This window comes from Microtetraspora malaysiensis, from assembly GCF_001528665.1.
GTDB lineage: Bacteria > Actinomycetota > Actinomycetes > Streptosporangiales > Streptosporangiaceae > Microtetraspora_A > Microtetraspora_A malaysiensis.
Genome location: NZ_BBYJ01000017.1, coordinates 326,924 through 343,370, shown reverse-complemented (window position 1 = coordinate 343,370; position 16,447 = coordinate 326,924). Strand labels below are relative to the sequence as shown.

Genomic DNA, 16,447 nt, shown 5'->3' with positions numbered 1-16,447 from the left:
GTAGCCTTGGCGGCAGGTGTGCCGGGAAGTCTGGTCGGCCGTCGCGGGAACCGCCCACGACGTACCGGTTCACCGAGGGGGATCATTGCGTCGCGCTGCCGAAATCCGGCCTGTCCGGCCGAGGGTGAAGTACGCCCGGCAACTCGCGGAGGCGCTCAGGACCGAGACGATCGGCGGCGTCATCATGCTGGCCGCGACCGTGGCCGCGCTCATCTGGGCCAACTCGGCGTGGTCGGACTCCTACCAGGCGCTCCGGGAGACCGTGCCGGGTCCGCTCGGCCTCTCGCTCTACCAGTGGGCCTCCGACGGCCTGCTCGCCGTCTTCTTCTTCGTCGCCGGCCTGGAGGTGAAGGAGGAGTTCGTCCACGGGAAGCTGTCCAACGTCCGGGACGCGGTCCTGCCGATCGTCGCCGCGATCGCCGGGATGATCATTCCCGCGGTCCTCTACCTCGTGGTGAGTTCGGGCGTGGACGGCGCCGCGCGAGGCTGGGCGATCCCGACCGCGACCGACATCGCGTTCGCCTTGGCGATCCTCGCCGTGGCCGCCCCCGCGATGCCGAACGCGCTGCGTGCCTTCCTGCTCACCCTCGCCGTGGTGGACGACCTCGGGGCGATCACCGTCATCGCCCTCTTCTACAGCGACCAGGTGCATTTCACGCCGCTGCTCGCCGCGACCGCCGTCCTCGCCCTGTTCGGGCTGCTCCAGTGGAAGCGGGTGCGCAACCCCCTGATCTTCATCGCGCTCGGCGTGACCGCCTGGGTGCTGGTACACGAGAGCGGCGTGCACGCCACCGTCGCCGGCGTGATCTGCGGCCTGCTCACCCGCGTGCGCGCGGACGCGGACGAGAAGAGCTCGCCCGCCGAGCGCGCCGACCATTTCATCCGGCCGATCTCGGCCGGTTTCGCGGTTCCCGTGTTCGCCTTCTTCGCCGCCGGGGTCCGGCTGGACCCGCAGTCGCTCGGCGCGGTCTTCACCGAGAAGATCACGCTCGGCGTCATCATCGGGCTGGTCGTGGGCAAGTTCCTCGGTGTGTTCGGAGGCGCCTGGTTGTCGGTCCGGCTGGGCTTCGCGAGGATCAGCGAGGACCTGTACTGGCGCGACCTCGCGGCCGTGTCCGTACTCGCCGGGATCGGTTTCACGGTCGCGCTGCTGATCGGCGACCGCGCCTATCCCGGCATGGAGAAGATCACGACGGCGGTGCTGGTCGCGAGTTTCATCGCGTCCGTGCTGGCCGCGATCCTCCTGCACGTCCGCGTGCGCAAGCGGGCACGGGATGATGTTTGATGGTTCGCAGAATAGGAGAACGCTGATGCCCGAGGACGAATCGCTCGGCGCGCTCGTCGCCCAGGCGAGCACGCACATCTCGACACTCGTCCGCTCGGAGATCGAGCTGGCGAAGGCCGAGCTGAAGTTCGACGCCAAGCGGGTGGGGATGGCCACCGGGCTGTTCGCCGCCGCGGCCTTCATCGCCCACCTGTGTCTGATCCTCGCCTCGTTCGCCATCGCGTACGCCCTGGTGGCGGCCGGGCTGTCCCAGTGGCTCGCGTTCGTCATCGTCACGGTGTTCTATCTGGTGGTGGCGGCCGGGCTGGTCTTCGTCGGCTACCGCCGGCTGAAGGGCCTGACCCGCATGCGCCGGACGACCCGCTCCATCAAGAGCCTCAAGGGCGGCGGCGAGGGCGGCGAGGCGGCCGAGGCCGAGGCGGAGACGTCCAGCCTGTTCCCCGAGACCGCCCCGCCGCGCAAGGCGTACACCGGCCCGACGGCCGGGCAGGTCGGCGCGCACCGCGAGACGGTGAGCGAGTCATCGGACCATGGCGACTGACGAGGCTTTCGTCCAGATCGAGGGGCCCTGGACGCATCGCACCGTGCACGCAGGAGGCACCCGGTTCCACGTGGTGGAGGCGGGTGACGGCCCGCTGGTGCTGCTGTTGCACGGGTTCCCCCAGTTCTGGTGGACCTGGCGGCACCAGCTCGTGTCGCTGCCCGCGGCCGGCTACCGCGCGGTCGCGGTCGATCTGCGCGGGTACGGCGCGAGCGACAAGCCGCCGCGCGGCTACGACCTGCCGAACCTGGCGATGGACGGCGCCGGGCTGGTCCGCGCGCTGGGCGAGACCGGCGCCATCGTCGTCGGCCACGACTGGGGCGGGCTGCTGGCCTGGACCATGGCGGCGTTCGATCCCAAGGTGGTCCGCCGGCTGGTCCCGGTCTCGGCGCCGCACCCGCTGCGGCTGCGGGCGTCGCTGCTCACCGACCCGCTGGGGCAGCTCAGGGCCAGCGGCCACACCCTCGGCTTCCAGTTGCCCGCGCTGCCCGAACGCCGGCTCACCGCCGACGGCGGCGCGCTCGTCGGGCGGCTGCTTGACGAGTGGTCGGGGCCGGAGTGGCCGTCGGAGGAGGACGCTCTGACCTACCGCGAGGCGTTCGGCATCCCCGGCGTCGCGCACTGCGCGCTTGAGTACCACCGCTGGTTCTTCCGGTCGCAGTTCCGGCCGGACGGCCTGCGCTACGCCCGCCAGATGCGCGCGGAGATCGAGGCGCCGACGCTCCAGCTCCACGGCGCGCTCGACTCCTGTGTCCTGCCGCGTACGGCCCAGGGGTCCAGCCGCTTCGTCGCCGCGCCCTACCGCTGGCGCATGCTCGAAGGAGCCGGGCACTTCCCGCACGAGGAGTGTCCCGAGGAGTTCGACGCCGAGTTGGTCGCCTGGCTCGCCGACCCGGAGCCGGACCGCTAACGCCCCACGACGGCCGCTCTCCGACATCGAGCGATCTGGAGGGATCATGCGCGACCGTGACGAGGCGGGCCGCCCCCGCAACGCCCGCCCCCGCGACGAGTACGGCAGGCCGCTGCCCCACGGCGCTCAGGGCGTGCCCCGGGTCCCCGACGACTACGCGCCGGACGCCGAGGAGGCGCTGGCCGACGCCGCGCGGCTGCTGGCCGACGGGCGGCCGTTCCACGCGCACGAGGTCCTCGAAGCCCGCTGGAAGACCGGCCCCGGCGGCGAGCGGGAACTGTGGCAGGGGCTCGCCCAGATCTGCGTGGGCCTCACCCATCTCCAGCGCGGCAACCTCTCGGGGGCCGCCGCCCTGCTCTCCCGCGGCTCGGCCCGTGCCCTCGCCTACGGCCGCTCCCTCCCGCCGGGCGCGCCGCCGTACGGACTGGACCTGGACGGCGTGGCCGGCGCGGCGGGCCGGATCGTACGCGGGATCCGCACGCAGGAGACCGACGCGGGGACGGCGATCGGCGAGATCCTCCCCCACCTGCTGCGTCGGGTTGACGCCGCCCCTGGCGACAGTGAGGACTCCATCGCCGCTCTGCTGTCCGCCTTCGGCGTCGAGCCTCACGAACGTCCGAAGGAGCGCTAGTCGCACTCCTGGGTATTGGCGGGGGCGAACGCGACGCTGCCGCCGTCGGCGTCGGGACGGACCTCGTCGGCGGTGAGGGCGTACCCCGTCTCGGCCTGGTCGGTCGCGGCGGCGAAGATGACGCCGTAGACCCGGCCCTCGGGGCTGAGCAGCGGGCCGCCGGAGTTGCCCGGCTGCACGACGCCGCGGATGGCGTAGACCTCGCGCTCGACCTTGTGCCGGTTGTAGATGTCGTACGACTCGGCGGGCTGCTTGATCCGGATCCGGGCGGCGAGCGGGGTGAACCCGTGGCCCTTCGGGTAGCCCGCGATGATCGCGTCGTCGCGGCTCCTCGCGGTGTAGTCGAAGCGCAGCGGCGTCACGTTCAGCCCGGGCACGTAGAGCACGGCGATGTCGCGGTCGGGGTTGTAGAGCACCACCCGGGCGTTGTGCTGGGACCCTCCGGAGTCGGTGACCCGCAACTCCTGGCTGACCCCGGCGACGACGTGGGCGTTGGTCATCACGCGGTTGCGGGAGTAGACGAAGCCGGTGCCCTCGATGCGCTTGCGGCAGGTCGGCGCGGTGCCCTGGATCTTGACGATGGCCCGGCGCGCGCGGGTCAGCCCGGGGCTGCCCCTGAGCACGCCCTCGTCCGGCGGGGGCACGTTCTGCCCGCCGATGGACGTGATCACCTCGGGCCACTCGGAGGAGTCGACGAAGTCGCGGAACGGCTTCTGCAGGGCGCGTACGCCGTTCGGGATGGCCTCGTCCACCGCCTGCCAGACGACCGAGCCGTTGATCTGCTCCTTGGGCAGGGGGAAGCCCATGGAGACGATCAGCGAGCCGAGCAGCCAGGCGATGAGCAGCACCGAGAGCCCGCTGGCCAGCGAGCCGCCGAAGGCGTCGACCAGGCGGGCGGGCTCCCACGTCACGTGGCTGCGCACCACGGCGCCGACGGTGGACGACGCGAACTGGCCGATGGTCGCGGCGAGGAAGACGATCACGATGGCGAGCAGGGCGCGCTCGGTGTCGCCGTTCACGATCGCCCCGGCGATCGGGGGCGCGATGAACATCCCGAGCACGGCGCCGCCGATGAACCCGACGAAGCTGAACGCCCCGATGATGAAGCCCTGCCGGTAGCCGGAAACGGCGAAGGCCACAACCAGGCCTATCAGAATGAGGTCGAGGAGATCGCCGCGCACAGATTCAACGGTATCCAGCCACGCCCGTCATCGTGCACACCTTCTTTCACCCCAGCTCGATATCGTGACGTCATGGGGGGACCGATCGAGGAATTGATCCAGATCGCGCTGGCCGACGGAGACCCGGACGGCGCGGTCCGCTGGCAGGCGATAGCCGTACTTCAGGAGCGCGGCGACCTGGAGACCTTCACGCTGGCCCGGCGCCTGTGCGCCGGGAACACGACCGCGGAGCGCGTCCTCGGGGTGGACATCCTCGGTGAGCTCGGCCGCGACCGGCCCTTCGCCGACAAGACGCTCCCCATCCTGCGCTATCTCGCGGCCAGCGAGCTGGATCCGCGCGTGCTTTACTCGGTGCTGATCGCCTTCGGCCACCTGCGCGACGCGCGGGCGCTGCCCTCGGTGATCGAGCTGGCCTCCCACCCGGAGCACTCCGTCCGGTACGGCGCCGCGTACGCGCTGCCCAACGTGATAGGGAACCCGCCGGACCCGGCCGGGCTCACGGCGCTGCGTCTGCTGGCGAGCGACCCGGACGACGACGTCGCGGACTGGGCCACGCTGGGCATGAGCCTCGTCGGCCACCTCGGCTCGTCCTCCTCCGAAGGCGCCGACCCCCGCCCGCTCTGAGGGCTCGGTCTGAGGGCCCGGTCTGAGGGCCTAGCCGCGTGAGGCGAGCCTCAGCACGTCGGGCGGCAGATCCTCGACGCGTGAACGGTCCCAGGGCTGCTCGAAGCCCGACATGGCGAGCACCTGGTCGAGTATCCCCGCGGTGAAGCCCCAGACCAGCAGGCCGCGCGCCCGGAACGCGGGCGCGCCCTCCGGCTCCCCCGCGTACCTGCGGGACGCGTCCTCCTCCGGCGTGGCCCGGCCCCTCGGGTAGCGCAGCCGCAGCCGGTTCGCGGGATCCACCAGCTCGGCGATCGGGATGCGCTCCACGGACTCGACCTCGTCCGGCGAGGCCGCGTGGACGGCGGACGGCGTGTGCCACCACGCCAGGACCGGGGTCACCCGGTTGTGGCTGCGCCAGACGTACAGCTCGGGCATGGTGGCGATGGTCTCCACGCCGCTCGGGTCGAGCCCGGTCTCCTCCTGGGCTTCCCGCAGCGCGGCGCCCACGGGCCCGTTGTCGCCCGGGTCCACACCGCCGCCGGGGAAGGCAGGCTGGCCGGCGTGCCTGCGGCCGTTGGAGCTGCGCTGGATGAGCAGGATGTCCGGTCCCGACGGCCCCTCCCCGAACAGCAGGAGCACCGCGGCCGGCCGCCCGGCACCGTCGCCGGGGGGCCGCAGCACCTCGGGTACGGGGTTCCGCACGGCTTCCGCCGCCAGGTCCGTCAGCCAGCCGGGAACCAAGGTCTCCTCCGAATGCAGGTCGAGCCGCGCAAGCCGTACAACCGCGGAGCGGCGGCCGAACTTCCCGCCGATCGCCGTCCGCTCGGCGGCCTCAGGAAAAGGGGCCTTCCTTCACGAGCTTGGCCGCCTCCGCCGCGTCGGTCGGGCCGGTGCCGTACGCGGGGCACAGGGCGGCGACCGGGCAGGCGCCGCAGGCGGGCCTGCGGGCGTGGCAGATGCGGCGGCCGTGCCAGATCAGGCGGTGCGAGAGCATCGTCCACTGGGACTTGGGGATCAGGTCGCCGACCTCGTGCTCGATCTTGACGGGGTCGGTCTCGGTGGTCCACGCGAAGCGCCGGGCCAGCCGTCCGAAGTGGGTGTCCACGGTGATGCCGGGGACGTCGAACGCGTTGCCGAGCACGACGTTGGCGGTCTTGCGGCCCACTCCGGGGAGGGCGACGAGTTCCTTGAGTGTGCCCGGCACCTCGCCGTGATGGCGGTCGCAGACCGCCTGTGCCATGCCGATGACGCTGTTGGCCTTGGCCCGGAAGAACCCGGTGGATCTGATCATCTCTTCGAGCTGTGTCCGGTCGGCCGCGGCGTAGTCGGCGGGTGTCCGATACTTCGCGAAAAGCACCGGAGTAACCATATTTACCCTTTTGTCCGTACACTGCGCCGAGAGGATCGTGGCGACCAGCAGTTCGAGGGGGTTGGCGAAGTCGAGTTCGCAATGGGCGTCAGGATAGGTTTCCGCCAGGATTCTGTTGATCCGCCGCGCGCGGCGAACGAGAGCGAGCCGGGACTCCCCAGCCGTCTGGACTTTGCGGGACACCCCGTAAGAGTACGCGGATGGTGTAGGTCACAATGGCTTGCACGGCGCCAACGATCGAGCGCGACCATTGCAAGGAGGCACCGTGAGCACCGAAGACGTACTGAGCAAGGCGCCGCTGTTCTCCGCGCTCGACCGTGAGGGCGCCGCGGCACTGCGGACCAGCGTCACCGAGGTCGAGTTGTCCAAGGGACAGACCCTGTTCAGCGAGAACCAGACCGGCGACCGGCTCTACGTGGTGCTGGAAGGAAAGATCAAACTGGCCCGCACCGCACCCGACGGCAGGGAGAACCTGCTCAGCGTGCTGGGCCCGGGCGAGATGTTCGGCGAGCTCTCGCTGTTCGACCCCCGCCCCCGTACGGCTTCCGCCATCGCCCTGACCGACGTGCGGCTGGCGGGGCTGGGCCACGACGACCTGCGGCCCTGGCTGACCGGCCGGCCCGAGGTGGCCCTGCACCTGCTGCGCGCCCTCGCGCAGCGGCTGCGCCGTACCAACGACGTGCTGGCCGACCTGGTCTTCACGGACGTACCGGGACGGGTGGCCAAGCAGCTGCTCGACCTCGCCGACCGCTTCGGGCGCAAGATCGAGGACGGCCTGCGGGTCCACCACGATCTCACCCAGGAGGAGCTGGCCCAGCTCGTCGGCGCCTCCCGCGAGACGGTCAACAAGGCGCTGGCCGACTTCGCCCAGCGCGGGTGGCTGCGCATCGAGGCCAAGGCCGTGGTGATCCTGGACATGGAGCGGCTCTACAACCGCTCCCGCTAGAGCGCCTTAAGGTACGCGAGCTGGGCCGCCACCGACATCTCGGCGGCGGGCCACAGCGCCGGGTCCACCTCCGCGTAGACGATCTCGACGATCTGCCGGGCGTCCTTGGCCCCGTCCCGGATGGCCTGGCGGATCTGGTCCAGCCGCTGCCGCCGATGGGCGATGTACTCGTCCAGGACTCCCACGGGGTCGGCCAGGACCGGGCCGTGGCCGGGCAGCAGCGCCTCCGCGTTGAGGATCTCGGCCCCCACCCGCAGGCGGTCCAGGCTGCGCAGGTAGTCGGCCAGGTCTCCGTCCGGCGCGATCACCGTCGTCCCCCGGCCCAGGATCGTGTCGCCGGTCAGCATCGCCCGGTCCTCCGGCAGCCAGAAGCAGAGCGAGTCGGAGGAGTGCCCCGGGGTCCCGACCACCCGGATCTCCAGTCCGTCGAGATCGATGACGTCGCCGTCGCCCAGCCCCTCGTCGCCCAGCCGGTGGCGCGGGTCGAGTGCCCGGACCGGCGCGTTCACCATCTCGGCGAACCGCAGCGCGCCTCCGCTGTGATCGTCGTGACCGTGGGTGAGCAGCACGGCCGCCACCCGGCGGCCGTCGAGGTGGCCGGCCACCCGCCGCAGGTGCCCGTCGTGGTCCGGCCCCGGGTCCACCACGATCACGGTCTCCGCCCGCCCGACGACCCAGGTGTTCGTGCCGTCCAGCGTCATCGGCGAGGGGTTCGGGGCCAGCAGGGCGGTGGCGTGCGCCGTACCGGAGCCGTCGATGTCCGAGCCGTCCCGAGCGCCCGAAGCGCCCGGGGTGCCCTCTACCGGGATCCGGATGCCGCTCATCGGCCCCCGCCTCCGTCGCCCTGCCCGGCGAGCTGACCGGCATCGGGGACGATCAGGACCATCTCGCCGTCCACCTCGGCGGCCGACGGCTGGATGGTGGTGATCACGCGATCCGCGCGCAGTACGTCGCCGACCGCCTCAAACTCGGACATTTCGGCCAACGTGCTGAATGTCGGCGGCATGAGCATGATCTCCCCGGCCGCGGCCCGGTCCAGGGCGGCGGCGGGCGGCATCCAGGCGACCATGTCCGCCTCTCCCCCGACGTCGCGCGTACGCTGACCCGGCGGGAGCGCGGCCACGAAGAACCGGGTGTCGAACCGCTTGGTCTCGATCTCGGGCGTGATCCAGTGCGCCCATGGCCGCAGGAGGTCGGAGCGCAGCACGAGGCCCCGCCGGTCGAGGAACTCCGCGAACGAGAGCTCATGGGCGATCAAGGCGAGGCGGTCGGCCTCCCAGTCGTCGCCGGTGGTGTCCGCCACGATCGTGGTCGCGCTGGGCCCGGCCAGCAGCACGCCGGACTCCTCGAAGGTCTCCCGTACGGCGGCGCACACCAGCCCGCGCGCGGTCCGCTCGTCCGCGCCGAAGACCGCGCCCCACTCGCGGGGCGAGGGGCCCGCCCAGGCGACGGCGTGGTCGGCGTCCCGGGGGTCCACCGAGCCGCCCGGAAAGACGTACGCGCCCGCGGCGAACGCCATCGTCGCCTTCCTGCGCAGGAGATAGACCTCAAGGGGGCCGTCGCGGAGCACCACCACGGTGGCCGCGTCCCTCGCGGGCACCACGGGGACGCGTCCCGCGAGGACGTCCCGCGCCCGTTGCCCGATCTCTCCCGGAAGCGGGATCGCCATACATCCTCCACGCGGTAGCGCCTCTGGTGACCCATCATGACGCGTACGGAAATGCCGGGTATATCCGGCAGGGTGTCACGTCCCCGCTCGCGAGATGCCGGACCGCACCGCGGCCCCGGCGGCGATCACGCGAGGAGCGCGCCCTCGGGCGGACGCCCCGCGCGTGATCACACCGCGTACGAGGAGGGTCAGCGGACCTCGGCGATCAGCTCGACCTCAACCGGGGCGTCCATCGGGAGGACCGCCACGCCGACGGCGCTGCGCGCGTGCTTGCCGGCCTCCCCGAGGATCTCCCCGAGCAGCTCGCTGGCGCCGTTGGCCACCTGCGGCTGGCCGGTGAAGCCGGGAGCGCTCGCCACGAAGGCGACAACCTTCACGATCCGGACGACGTTCGACAGGTCGCCGACCACGGACTTCACCGCGGCCAGGGCGTTCAGCGCGCAGATCCGCGCCTGCGCCGCGGCCTCCTCGGCGGAGACCTCGGCCCCGACCTTGCCGGTGACGGCCAGCTTGCCGCCGACCATCGGAAGCTGGCCGGAGGTGTAGACGTAGTCACCGGTGCGTACGACCGGCACGTAGGCGGCGAGCGGAGCCACCACCTCGGGCAGGGTCAGGCCCAGATCGGCGATGCGCTGCTCAGGGGTGGTCATCACTTCTCCCGCTTCATGTAGGCGACAAGCTGCTCAGGGTTCGGACCCGGGATGACGGAGACCAGCTCCCAGCCATCCTCTCCCCAGTTGTCCAGAATCTGTTTCGTCGCGTGCGTCAGCAACGGCACGGTGACGTATTCCCACTTGGTCATGGGGCCAGGTTAGCGACGGTTCATCCGCCGCGCCCGGGGGGCCGATCGCCCACGAGTCAGTGGGTGTCGCGGTCCCAGACTGGGCTCTGGACGGTCGGAGCGCGGTCCACCCCATCCGTCGCACCGGGAAGGCCGGACAGGCCGGGAACGACGGTCTGGGGCTCGATCGCGGGCACCTCCTCGACGACATCCTCCGCCGGCTCGGGCTCCTCCGGCGCCGCGCCGGACTTGGGCGCGTCCGGAGCCATCCGGTCGAAGAAGCGCAGCATCTCGACGGGCAGCGGCATGACGAGGGTGCTGTTCTTCTCCGCGGCGACCTCCACCACGGTCTGCAGCAGGCGCAGCTGCAGGGCGGCCGGGTCGGACGACATCTCCTTGGCGGCGGCGGCCAGCCGCTTGGACGCCTGGAACTCGCCGTCGGCGGTGATGATGCGGGCGCGGCGCTCACGCTCGGCCTCGGCCTGGCGGGACATCGACCGCTTCATGCCCTCGGGGAGCGCCACGTCCTTGATCTCGACCCGCTCGATCCTGACGCCCCAGGGCCCCTCGGTCGGCTCGTCGATCACACTCTTGAGCCGGGAGTTCAGCTCGTCGCGGTCGGCCAGGAGCTGGTCCAGCTCCGACTGGCCGATGAACGACCGCAGCGAGGTCTGGGCGACCTGCGACACCGCGAAGAGATAGTTCTGCACGTTGACGACGGCCTTGATCGGGTCGATGACCCGGAAGTAGACGACGGCGTCCACCCGGACCGAGACGTTGTCACGGGTGATCCCCTCCTGGGCGGGGATGCCCATCGTCACGATCTGCATGTTGACCTTCTGCAACCGGTCGATCACCGGAGCGACCAGGTGAACTCCCGGCCCTCGGACGTTCGACTGGATGCGCCCGAGACGGAAGACGATGCCGGTCTCGAATTGCTGCACGACCCGGATGCTGCGTGCCAGCACGACCAGCACGAAGATCGCCAATAACAGAACAAGCGCGAACACGACCGACTCCACGCTCGCTACCCCTTTCCACACCATTGTGTAAAAGCCATGACGTCCGCCCCCAAGCCAATCGACGCACACGTCGTATCGCAAGGGTTCACAAGGGACAGCCTCCGCGAAATCGACATGTGACCTTTGGGTAGCCTTCAACCCGTGAGCGAGCGGAGCGAGCGAACAACCCGGCGCGGCGGCGTCTCCGACGCCATTTCCACGCCCCCTGGCGAGGAGGAGCCGTGAGCTCTCGGGACACCGATTGGGACGGCGTGCGCCTGCACGTCGTCACCGGAAAGGGCGGCACGGGCAAGACCACCGTCGCCGCCGCCCTGGCCCTGGCCCTCGCGGCGGGCGGCCGCAAGGTGCTGCTCGTCGAGATCGAGGGCAGGCAGGGCATCGCCCAGATCTTCGACCTGCCGCCGCTGCCGTACGAGGAGCGCAAGATCGCCGTCGCACCCGGTGGCGGCGACGTGTACGCCCTGGCGATCGACCCCGAAGCGGCCATGCTCGACTACCTCGAGATGTTCTACGGCCTCAAGCGGATGGGCAAGGCGCTCACCCGGATGGGCGTCGTCGACTTCGCCACCACCATCGCCCCCGGCCTGCGCGACGTCCTCGTCACCGGCAAGACCAGCGAGGCCGTACGCCGTCGCGACGGGTCCGGCCGACGCGTCTACGACGCGGTGGTGATGGACGCGCCGCCGACCGGACGGATCACCCGGTTCCTCAACGTCACCCAGGAGGTCGCCGGGCTCGCCCGCGTCGGCCCCGTCAAGAACCACGCCGACCTGGTGCGCGGGGTCGTCGCCTCGCCCGAGACGGCGGTGCACTTCGTCTCGCTGCTGGAGGAGATGCCGGTCCAGGAGACGCTGGACGGCATCGCCGAGCTGCACGAGGCCGGGCTTCCGGTCGGCGGCATCTTCATCAACATGGTCCGCCCGGTCGACCTGCCGAAGGACGTGCTGGACGCGGCGGTGAAGAACCGGCTCGACCACGCCGAGCTCGCGCTGGGGCTCAAGGCGGCCGGTCTCGCCGGAGGTTCCGACGACGCGACGGCGATCGCCCAGGCCCTCGCCCAGGAGGTCGTCGACCACGCCCACCGGACCCGCCTGGAGAAGCGGGAACGGGCCACCCTGGCCAAGGCGGGCACGCCGCGCTACGAGCTGCCGCTGCTCGCCGACGGCGCCGACCTGGCCGGGCTGTACGAGCTCGCGGAGGCCATCCGCGCGCAGGGCGCGGCATGACCCGCCCCCGTACGGCACGAGCGGCCGCCGGTCGGCCCCGGCCCGGCGCGCCCCGACGTGGAAAGGCTGAGTTGTGACCAAGACGGCGCCCGCTCTGGACATCGACGCGATCCTCGACGACGAGAACACGCGCATCATCGTGTGCTGCGGCTCCGGCGGCGTGGGCAAGACGACCACGGCCGCGGCCCTCGGGCTGCGCGCGGCCGAGCGGGGCCGGTCGGTGGTCGTGCTGACCGTCGACCCGGCGAAGCGGCTGGCCCAGGCCATGGGGCTGACCGAGCTGGACAACATCCCCCGCCTGGTCAAGGGCGTCCGCTCCCCGGACGGCGCCAAGAGCGGTCACGACGGCTCCCAGGCTTCCACGGGCTCCCGGGGTGGCTCGCCGGACGGCTCCCGGGGCGAGCTGCACGCCATGATGCTCGACATGAAGCGGACCTTCGACGAGATCATCGAAGCGCACGCCGACCCCGAGCGCGCCCGTCAGATCCTGACAAATCCCTTTTATCAGTCGTTGTCGTCGAGCTTCTCCGGCACGCAGGAGTACATGGCGATGGAGAAGCTGGGGCAGCTCCGCCGCTCCGGCGACTGGGACCTGATCATCGTCGACACGCCCCCGTCCCGGTCCGCGCTCGACTTCCTCGACGCGCCGGAACGGCTCGGCCGGTTCCTCGACGGGCGGCTGATCCGCATCCTCATGGCCCCGGCCAAGGCCGGCGGCAGGAGTGCCTTCAAGCTGCTCAACGCCGGTTTCGGCATCGTCGCCGGCGCACTGACCAAGGTGCTGGGCGCCCAGGTGCTCAAGGACCTCCAGATGTTCGTCTCGGCCCTCGACGCGGTGTTCGGCGGCTTCCGGCAGCGCGCGGAGCAGACGTACAAGCTGCTCCAGGCGCCGGGGACGGCCTTCGTGATCGTCGCCACGCCGGAGCGTGACGCGATCCGCGAAGCGTCCTACTTCGTCGAGCGGCTGGCCGAGGAGCGGATGCCCCTGGCCGGGCTCGTGATCAACCGGATGCACCGCTCGCCCGCTGCCGCCCTCTCCGCCGCCCGGAGCACCGCGGCGGCGGAGGATCTGGAGTCCCGTGGCGAGCACGATCTGGCCGCCGCCGTCCTGCGCCTGCACGCGGGACGGATGCAGCTCGCCGCCCGCGAGCAGCGTGAGCAGGAACACTTCACGTCGGCGCACCCGACCGTGCCGATCGCCCACGTCCCGGCGATGGCCGAGGACGTCCACGATCTGGACGGGCTGCGCGAGATCGGAGAGCTCCTCGCCTCATGAGCGAGTGAGGAGGGAGGGGGCGGACCCTCGGCTTATCCCGCGATGAGCTCGTTGGTCCGCTCGTACTCTTCCTTGGCCGACTCCAGCAAGTCGCGCCAGGAGTTCACATCGGGCCGGCGCCTCAGCAGCGCGCGGCGTTCCCGCTCTGTCATGCCGCCCCACACCCCGAACTCGATGCGGTTGTCCAGCGCATCGGCGAGGCATTCGGTACGGACCGGGCATCCCCGGCAGATCAGCTTCGCCCGGTTCTGCGCGGCGCCCTGCACGAAAAGCGCGTCAGGATCCGCACCTCGACAGGCGGCACGGGAGGTCCAATCCGTGATCCACATGTTCGACCCCACTCCCCTTAAGGTGGTCAGTCGTCATTTCGGCCGACGGGCGCGGGCGTCGAGCCTCCTGGTTGCATTGCCGCAGAGGAGAACGTACGCAAGATGACGATCTGTTCGACAGACCCGGGCGGACCAATTTCCCGGATGGTCATGTCAGGCCATGTGGCCGGGAATGACTAGTCCTGCCGGTCAGGGCCGACAGTAAAGTCGGCACCTCCGGTATCGAGCAAGTGCCGCAACACGCGTACCCTTGGTAACGTGCAAGCTAAAGGCAAAGCTCAGGCAACGGCGCTCGGTACCGTCCTGCGGCTGTTCGTCGCCGCGGGCGCGGCGGGGGTGCTGGCGGCGGCCATCGCGCTACCGGCTGTCGGCGGTGCGGGCATCACGGTGAAATCCGTCAAGGAAGAGCTGAACATCGGGCCGGAGGAACTCGACGAACCTCCGCTTCCCGAGAAGACCACTCTGCTCGACGCGGGCGGCAAGCAGATCGCGCAGTTCTATTTCCAGAACCGCGAATCCGTCCCGCTGGACAAGATCGCACCGATTATGCGGAAGGCCATCGTCGCCATCGAGGACTTCCGCTTCTACGAGCATGGAGCGCTCGATCTTGAGGGCACGAGCCGTGCCCTCGTCAAGAACCTCACCACGGGGGGCGTCACGCAGGGCGGCTCCTCGATCACTCAGCAGTACGTCAAGCAGGTCATCTTCAACAGGGCCGAGACCGACGCGGACAAGGCCGCGGCGCTCGCGCCGACGTTCTCGCGCAAACTCAACGAGATCCGCTACGCGATGGCCATCGAGAAGAAGTACACGAAGGACGAGATCCTCAACAGGTATCTCAACATCGCGTACTTCGGTGCCGGATCCTACGGGATCGAGGCGGCCTCCAAGCGGTTCTTCGGAAAGCACGCCTCCGAACTCGACCTCGTGCAGGCCGCCACACTGGCCGGAGCCGTGCAGAACCCGAACAACACCGACCCGAACCTGGGCAAGGCATACCGCGACCGCCTCGTCTCGCGGCGCAACACCGTGCTCGACCGCATGGCCGAGCTGAAGATCATCACCAAGGCTGAGGCCACCAAGTCCAAGTCCAAGAAGCTCGGCTTCAAGGACAAGCCCATCCCCGGCGGGTGCGAGGAGAGCGAGTTCCCGTACTTCTGCCTGTACGTGCAGAACGAGATCCTGCACGACAAGCAGTTCGGCAAGACCGAGAAGGCCCGGCGGGAGTTCCTGAACCGGGGCGGCCTGACCATCAAGACGACGCTCAACCGCGACATGCAGAAGGCCGCCGAGAAGGCGATCAAGAAGTACGTCCACGCGTCCGACAAGCCGGTGGCGTCCGAGGCGCTCATCGAGCCGGGCACCGGCGCGATCCGGGCGATGGCGGCGAGCCGGAAGTTCGGCACCAACCCCAAGAAGAACGAGATGTCGTTCAACGTGGTCGCCGACGCCCTGCACGGCGGCGGCACCGGCTTCCAGGCCGGTTCGACGTTCAAGATGTTCACCCTGGTCACCGCCCTCAAGGAGGGCATGAAGATCGACGACGGATTCAGCGTCGGCGGCACGTTCCAGGCCAACGGGTACTCCGACTTCAAGAACTGCAAGGGTGAGAACGTCGGCGACCCGAGCGCCGTCCAGCACAACTCCGAGGGCGGCAACGGCGGGTTCGAGACGCTGAAGACCGGCACCTGGGGCTCCGTCAACACCTTCTTCATGACGTTGGAGCGGAAGGTCGGCCTCTGCGACGTCGTCAAGACGGCCAAGGACTTCGGCATCAAGCGGGCCGACGGCCAGAAGCTGCGCGAGTTCCAGACCTTCACCCTCGGCTTCAACGAGATGGACCCGGTGACCGTGGCGTCCGCGTACGCGACGCTCGGCGCGCGCGGCAAGGCCTGCGCGCCGATGGCGATCACCGAGATCGTCGACCGGTTCGGCAAGGCCACCGCGTTCAAGCCGGACTGCAAGCAGGCCGTGGAGCCGGAGATCGCCGACGCGACCAGCTACATCCTGAAGGGCGTGTTCACCAACGGCACCATGCGCGGCGTCGGCGGCATCGGCCGCGACGCGGCCGGCAAGACCGGTACCGGCGACCAGTCGCGCACCGTCTGGTTCGCCGGATACACCCCGGACCTCGCCGGAGCGGTCAGCCTCGGCGACCCCCGCGGCCCGGTCCGCTACCCGCTGAGCGGCCAGGTCATGGGCGGGCGTGCCTACGGCTCGGTGTTCGGCGCCACCATCCCGGGGCCGATCTGGAAGGACACCATGCTGGGGGCGCTCAAGGGCGTCTCGGCCTCGTCGTTCACCTCGCCCGATATGTCGCGGTTCGGCGGGTGCACCAGCCAGTGCGCGCCGCGCCGTCCGGAGCGTGACGATCACGGCGGCGACCGTGGCGACCGTGGCGACCGTGGCAACGGCGGAGACCGCGGCAACGGTGGAGATCGTGGCAACGGCCGAGGCGGGTTCGGCCGCTGGAACAACGGCGGCGACGACCCGATCATCCTCGGCAACTGACCCGGCCGCCTGAGGCGGTGGTTCGCGGGCCGGCGGTCGCCACCGCCGGCCCGCGACGCGTCTACGGCCCCTACATCCCGGTTCGGATGGCTTGAGTCAGCGGGCCGGCCCAGCGGGCGGCCTCAGCCCGCTCCTTGCTCGCTTCGCGCTCCGAGCACGGGTGC

General features: G+C 70.5%; 18 protein-coding genes. 9 read left to right on the top strand and 9 right to left on the bottom strand.

The window, feature by feature from the left end; all coding sequences use genetic code 11:
* The first annotated feature begins 124 nt into the window (after nucleotides 1–124).
* Genes nhaA through AWQ71_RS40450 form a run of 4 tightly spaced genes read left to right on the top strand, consistent with a single transcriptional unit; the run spans nucleotide 125 to nucleotide 3,367 of the window.
* Nucleotides 125–1,285, top strand: coding sequence for a Na+/H+ antiporter NhaA (gene nhaA, locus AWQ71_RS23225; RefSeq protein ID WP_245658422.1), 1,161 nt, complete (start codon nucleotides 125–127; stop codon nucleotides 1,283–1,285).
* Between the two features lie 25 nt (nucleotides 1,286–1,310).
* Complete coding sequence (locus tag AWQ71_RS23220) at nucleotides 1,311–1,826, top strand: phage holin family protein (protein ID WP_067136558.1); 516 nt, start codon at nucleotides 1,311–1,313, stop codon at nucleotides 1,824–1,826.
* Nucleotides 1,816–2,736 (top strand): alpha/beta fold hydrolase, encoded by a 921-nt coding sequence (locus AWQ71_RS23215; RefSeq protein ID WP_067136556.1) that lies wholly within the window; start codon nucleotides 1,816–1,818, stop codon nucleotides 2,734–2,736. The genes AWQ71_RS23220 and AWQ71_RS23215 overlap by 11 nt, the downstream gene beginning before the upstream one ends.
* Nucleotides 2,737–2,782: 46 nt before the next feature.
* Nucleotides 2,783–3,367, top strand: a complete 585-nt coding sequence (locus AWQ71_RS40450) for a DUF309 domain-containing protein (protein WP_084259181.1) — start codon at nucleotides 2,783–2,785, stop codon at nucleotides 3,365–3,367.
* Here the strand turns inward: AWQ71_RS40450 and AWQ71_RS23205 are convergent.
* Nucleotides 3,364–4,548 (bottom strand): MarP family serine protease, encoded by a 1,185-nt coding sequence (locus AWQ71_RS23205; protein WP_067136554.1) that lies wholly within the window; start codon nucleotides 4,546–4,548, stop codon nucleotides 3,364–3,366. The two genes, AWQ71_RS40450 and AWQ71_RS23205, sit on opposite strands and share 4 nt — an antisense overlap.
* Nucleotides 4,549–4,620: 72 nt before the next feature.
* Between AWQ71_RS23205 and AWQ71_RS23200 the strand changes: the two genes are divergently transcribed.
* The gene (locus AWQ71_RS23200) at nucleotides 4,621–5,172 is read left to right on the top strand and encodes a HEAT repeat domain-containing protein (RefSeq protein ID WP_067136552.1); all 552 of its coding nucleotides are present in this window, start codon (nucleotides 4,621–4,623) and stop codon (nucleotides 5,170–5,172) included.
* Between the two features lie 30 nt (nucleotides 5,173–5,202).
* Here AWQ71_RS23200 and AWQ71_RS23195 read toward each other — a convergent pair whose 3' ends face one another.
* Nucleotides 5,203–5,895, bottom strand: a complete 693-nt coding sequence (locus AWQ71_RS23195; protein ID WP_067136550.1) for an NUDIX hydrolase — start codon at nucleotides 5,893–5,895, stop codon at nucleotides 5,203–5,205.
* Between the two features lie 91 nt (nucleotides 5,896–5,986).
* The gene (gene nth / locus AWQ71_RS23190; protein ID WP_067136547.1) at nucleotides 5,987–6,706 is read right to left on the bottom strand and encodes an endonuclease III; all 720 of its coding nucleotides are present in this window, start codon (nucleotides 6,704–6,706) and stop codon (nucleotides 5,987–5,989) included.
* Nucleotides 6,707–6,788: 82 nt separating this feature from the next.
* On the opposite strand from nth, the gene AWQ71_RS23185 reads away from it, so the two are divergent.
* Nucleotides 6,789–7,469 carry a Crp/Fnr family transcriptional regulator gene (locus tag AWQ71_RS23185; RefSeq protein ID WP_067136545.1) on the top strand — a complete coding sequence of 227 codons (681 nt, stop codon included), beginning with the start codon at nucleotides 6,789–6,791 and terminating at the stop codon, nucleotides 7,467–7,469.
* On the opposite strand, the gene AWQ71_RS23180 is transcribed toward AWQ71_RS23185, so the two are convergent.
* The 5 genes from AWQ71_RS23180 to AWQ71_RS23165 form a co-directional block, all read right to left on the bottom strand.
* Nucleotides 7,466–8,293, bottom strand: a complete 828-nt coding sequence (locus tag AWQ71_RS23180; protein ID WP_067136543.1) for an MBL fold metallo-hydrolase — start codon at nucleotides 8,291–8,293, stop codon at nucleotides 7,466–7,468. The two genes, AWQ71_RS23185 and AWQ71_RS23180, sit on opposite strands and share 4 nt — an antisense overlap.
* Complete coding sequence (locus AWQ71_RS23175) at nucleotides 8,290–9,138, bottom strand: NUDIX hydrolase (protein ID WP_067136541.1); 849 nt, start codon at nucleotides 9,136–9,138, stop codon at nucleotides 8,290–8,292. The genes AWQ71_RS23180 and AWQ71_RS23175 overlap by 4 nt, the downstream gene beginning before the upstream one ends.
* Nucleotides 9,139–9,326: 188 nt before the next feature.
* Nucleotides 9,327–9,788, bottom strand: a complete 462-nt coding sequence (locus AWQ71_RS23170; RefSeq protein ID WP_067136539.1) for a RidA family protein — start codon at nucleotides 9,786–9,788, stop codon at nucleotides 9,327–9,329.
* Complete coding sequence (sp36, locus tag AWQ71_RS41855) at nucleotides 9,788–9,940, bottom strand: Sp36 family protein (RefSeq protein WP_157529890.1); 153 nt, start codon at nucleotides 9,938–9,940, stop codon at nucleotides 9,788–9,790. Before sp36 ends, AWQ71_RS23170 begins: the two co-directional genes overlap by 1 nt.
* A gap of 56 nt (nucleotides 9,941–9,996) precedes the next feature.
* Nucleotides 9,997–10,929, bottom strand: a complete 933-nt coding sequence (locus AWQ71_RS23165) for a slipin family protein (protein WP_245658421.1) — start codon at nucleotides 10,927–10,929, stop codon at nucleotides 9,997–9,999.
* 233 nt (nucleotides 10,930–11,162) lie between these two features.
* Here AWQ71_RS23165 and bagA point away from each other — a divergent pair, with 233 nt between their 5' ends.
* Both bagA and AWQ71_RS23155 read left to right on the top strand, forming a co-directional pair.
* Nucleotides 11,163–12,167 carry an ATPase BagA gene (gene bagA / locus AWQ71_RS23160; protein ID WP_067136535.1) on the top strand — a complete coding sequence of 335 codons (1,005 nt, stop codon included), beginning with the start codon at nucleotides 11,163–11,165 and terminating at the stop codon, nucleotides 12,165–12,167.
* Between the two features lie 73 nt (nucleotides 12,168–12,240).
* Nucleotides 12,241–13,443 carry an ArsA family ATPase gene (locus tag AWQ71_RS23155; RefSeq protein WP_067136533.1) on the top strand — a complete coding sequence of 401 codons (1,203 nt, stop codon included), beginning with the start codon at nucleotides 12,241–12,243 and terminating at the stop codon, nucleotides 13,441–13,443.
* A gap of 32 nt (nucleotides 13,444–13,475) precedes the next feature.
* Here the strand turns inward: AWQ71_RS23155 and AWQ71_RS23150 are convergent, their stop codons facing one another.
* Complete coding sequence (locus AWQ71_RS23150) at nucleotides 13,476–13,772, bottom strand: WhiB family transcriptional regulator (RefSeq protein ID WP_061253934.1); 297 nt, start codon at nucleotides 13,770–13,772, stop codon at nucleotides 13,476–13,478.
* 258 nt (nucleotides 13,773–14,030) lie between these two features.
* On the opposite strand from AWQ71_RS23150, the gene AWQ71_RS23145 reads away from it, so the two are divergent.
* Nucleotides 14,031–16,283: a transglycosylase domain-containing protein gene (locus AWQ71_RS23145; protein WP_067136531.1), complete on the top strand. Its 2,253-nt coding sequence runs from the start codon at nucleotides 14,031–14,033 to the stop codon at nucleotides 16,281–16,283.
* Nucleotides 16,284–16,447: the final 164 nt, after the last annotated feature.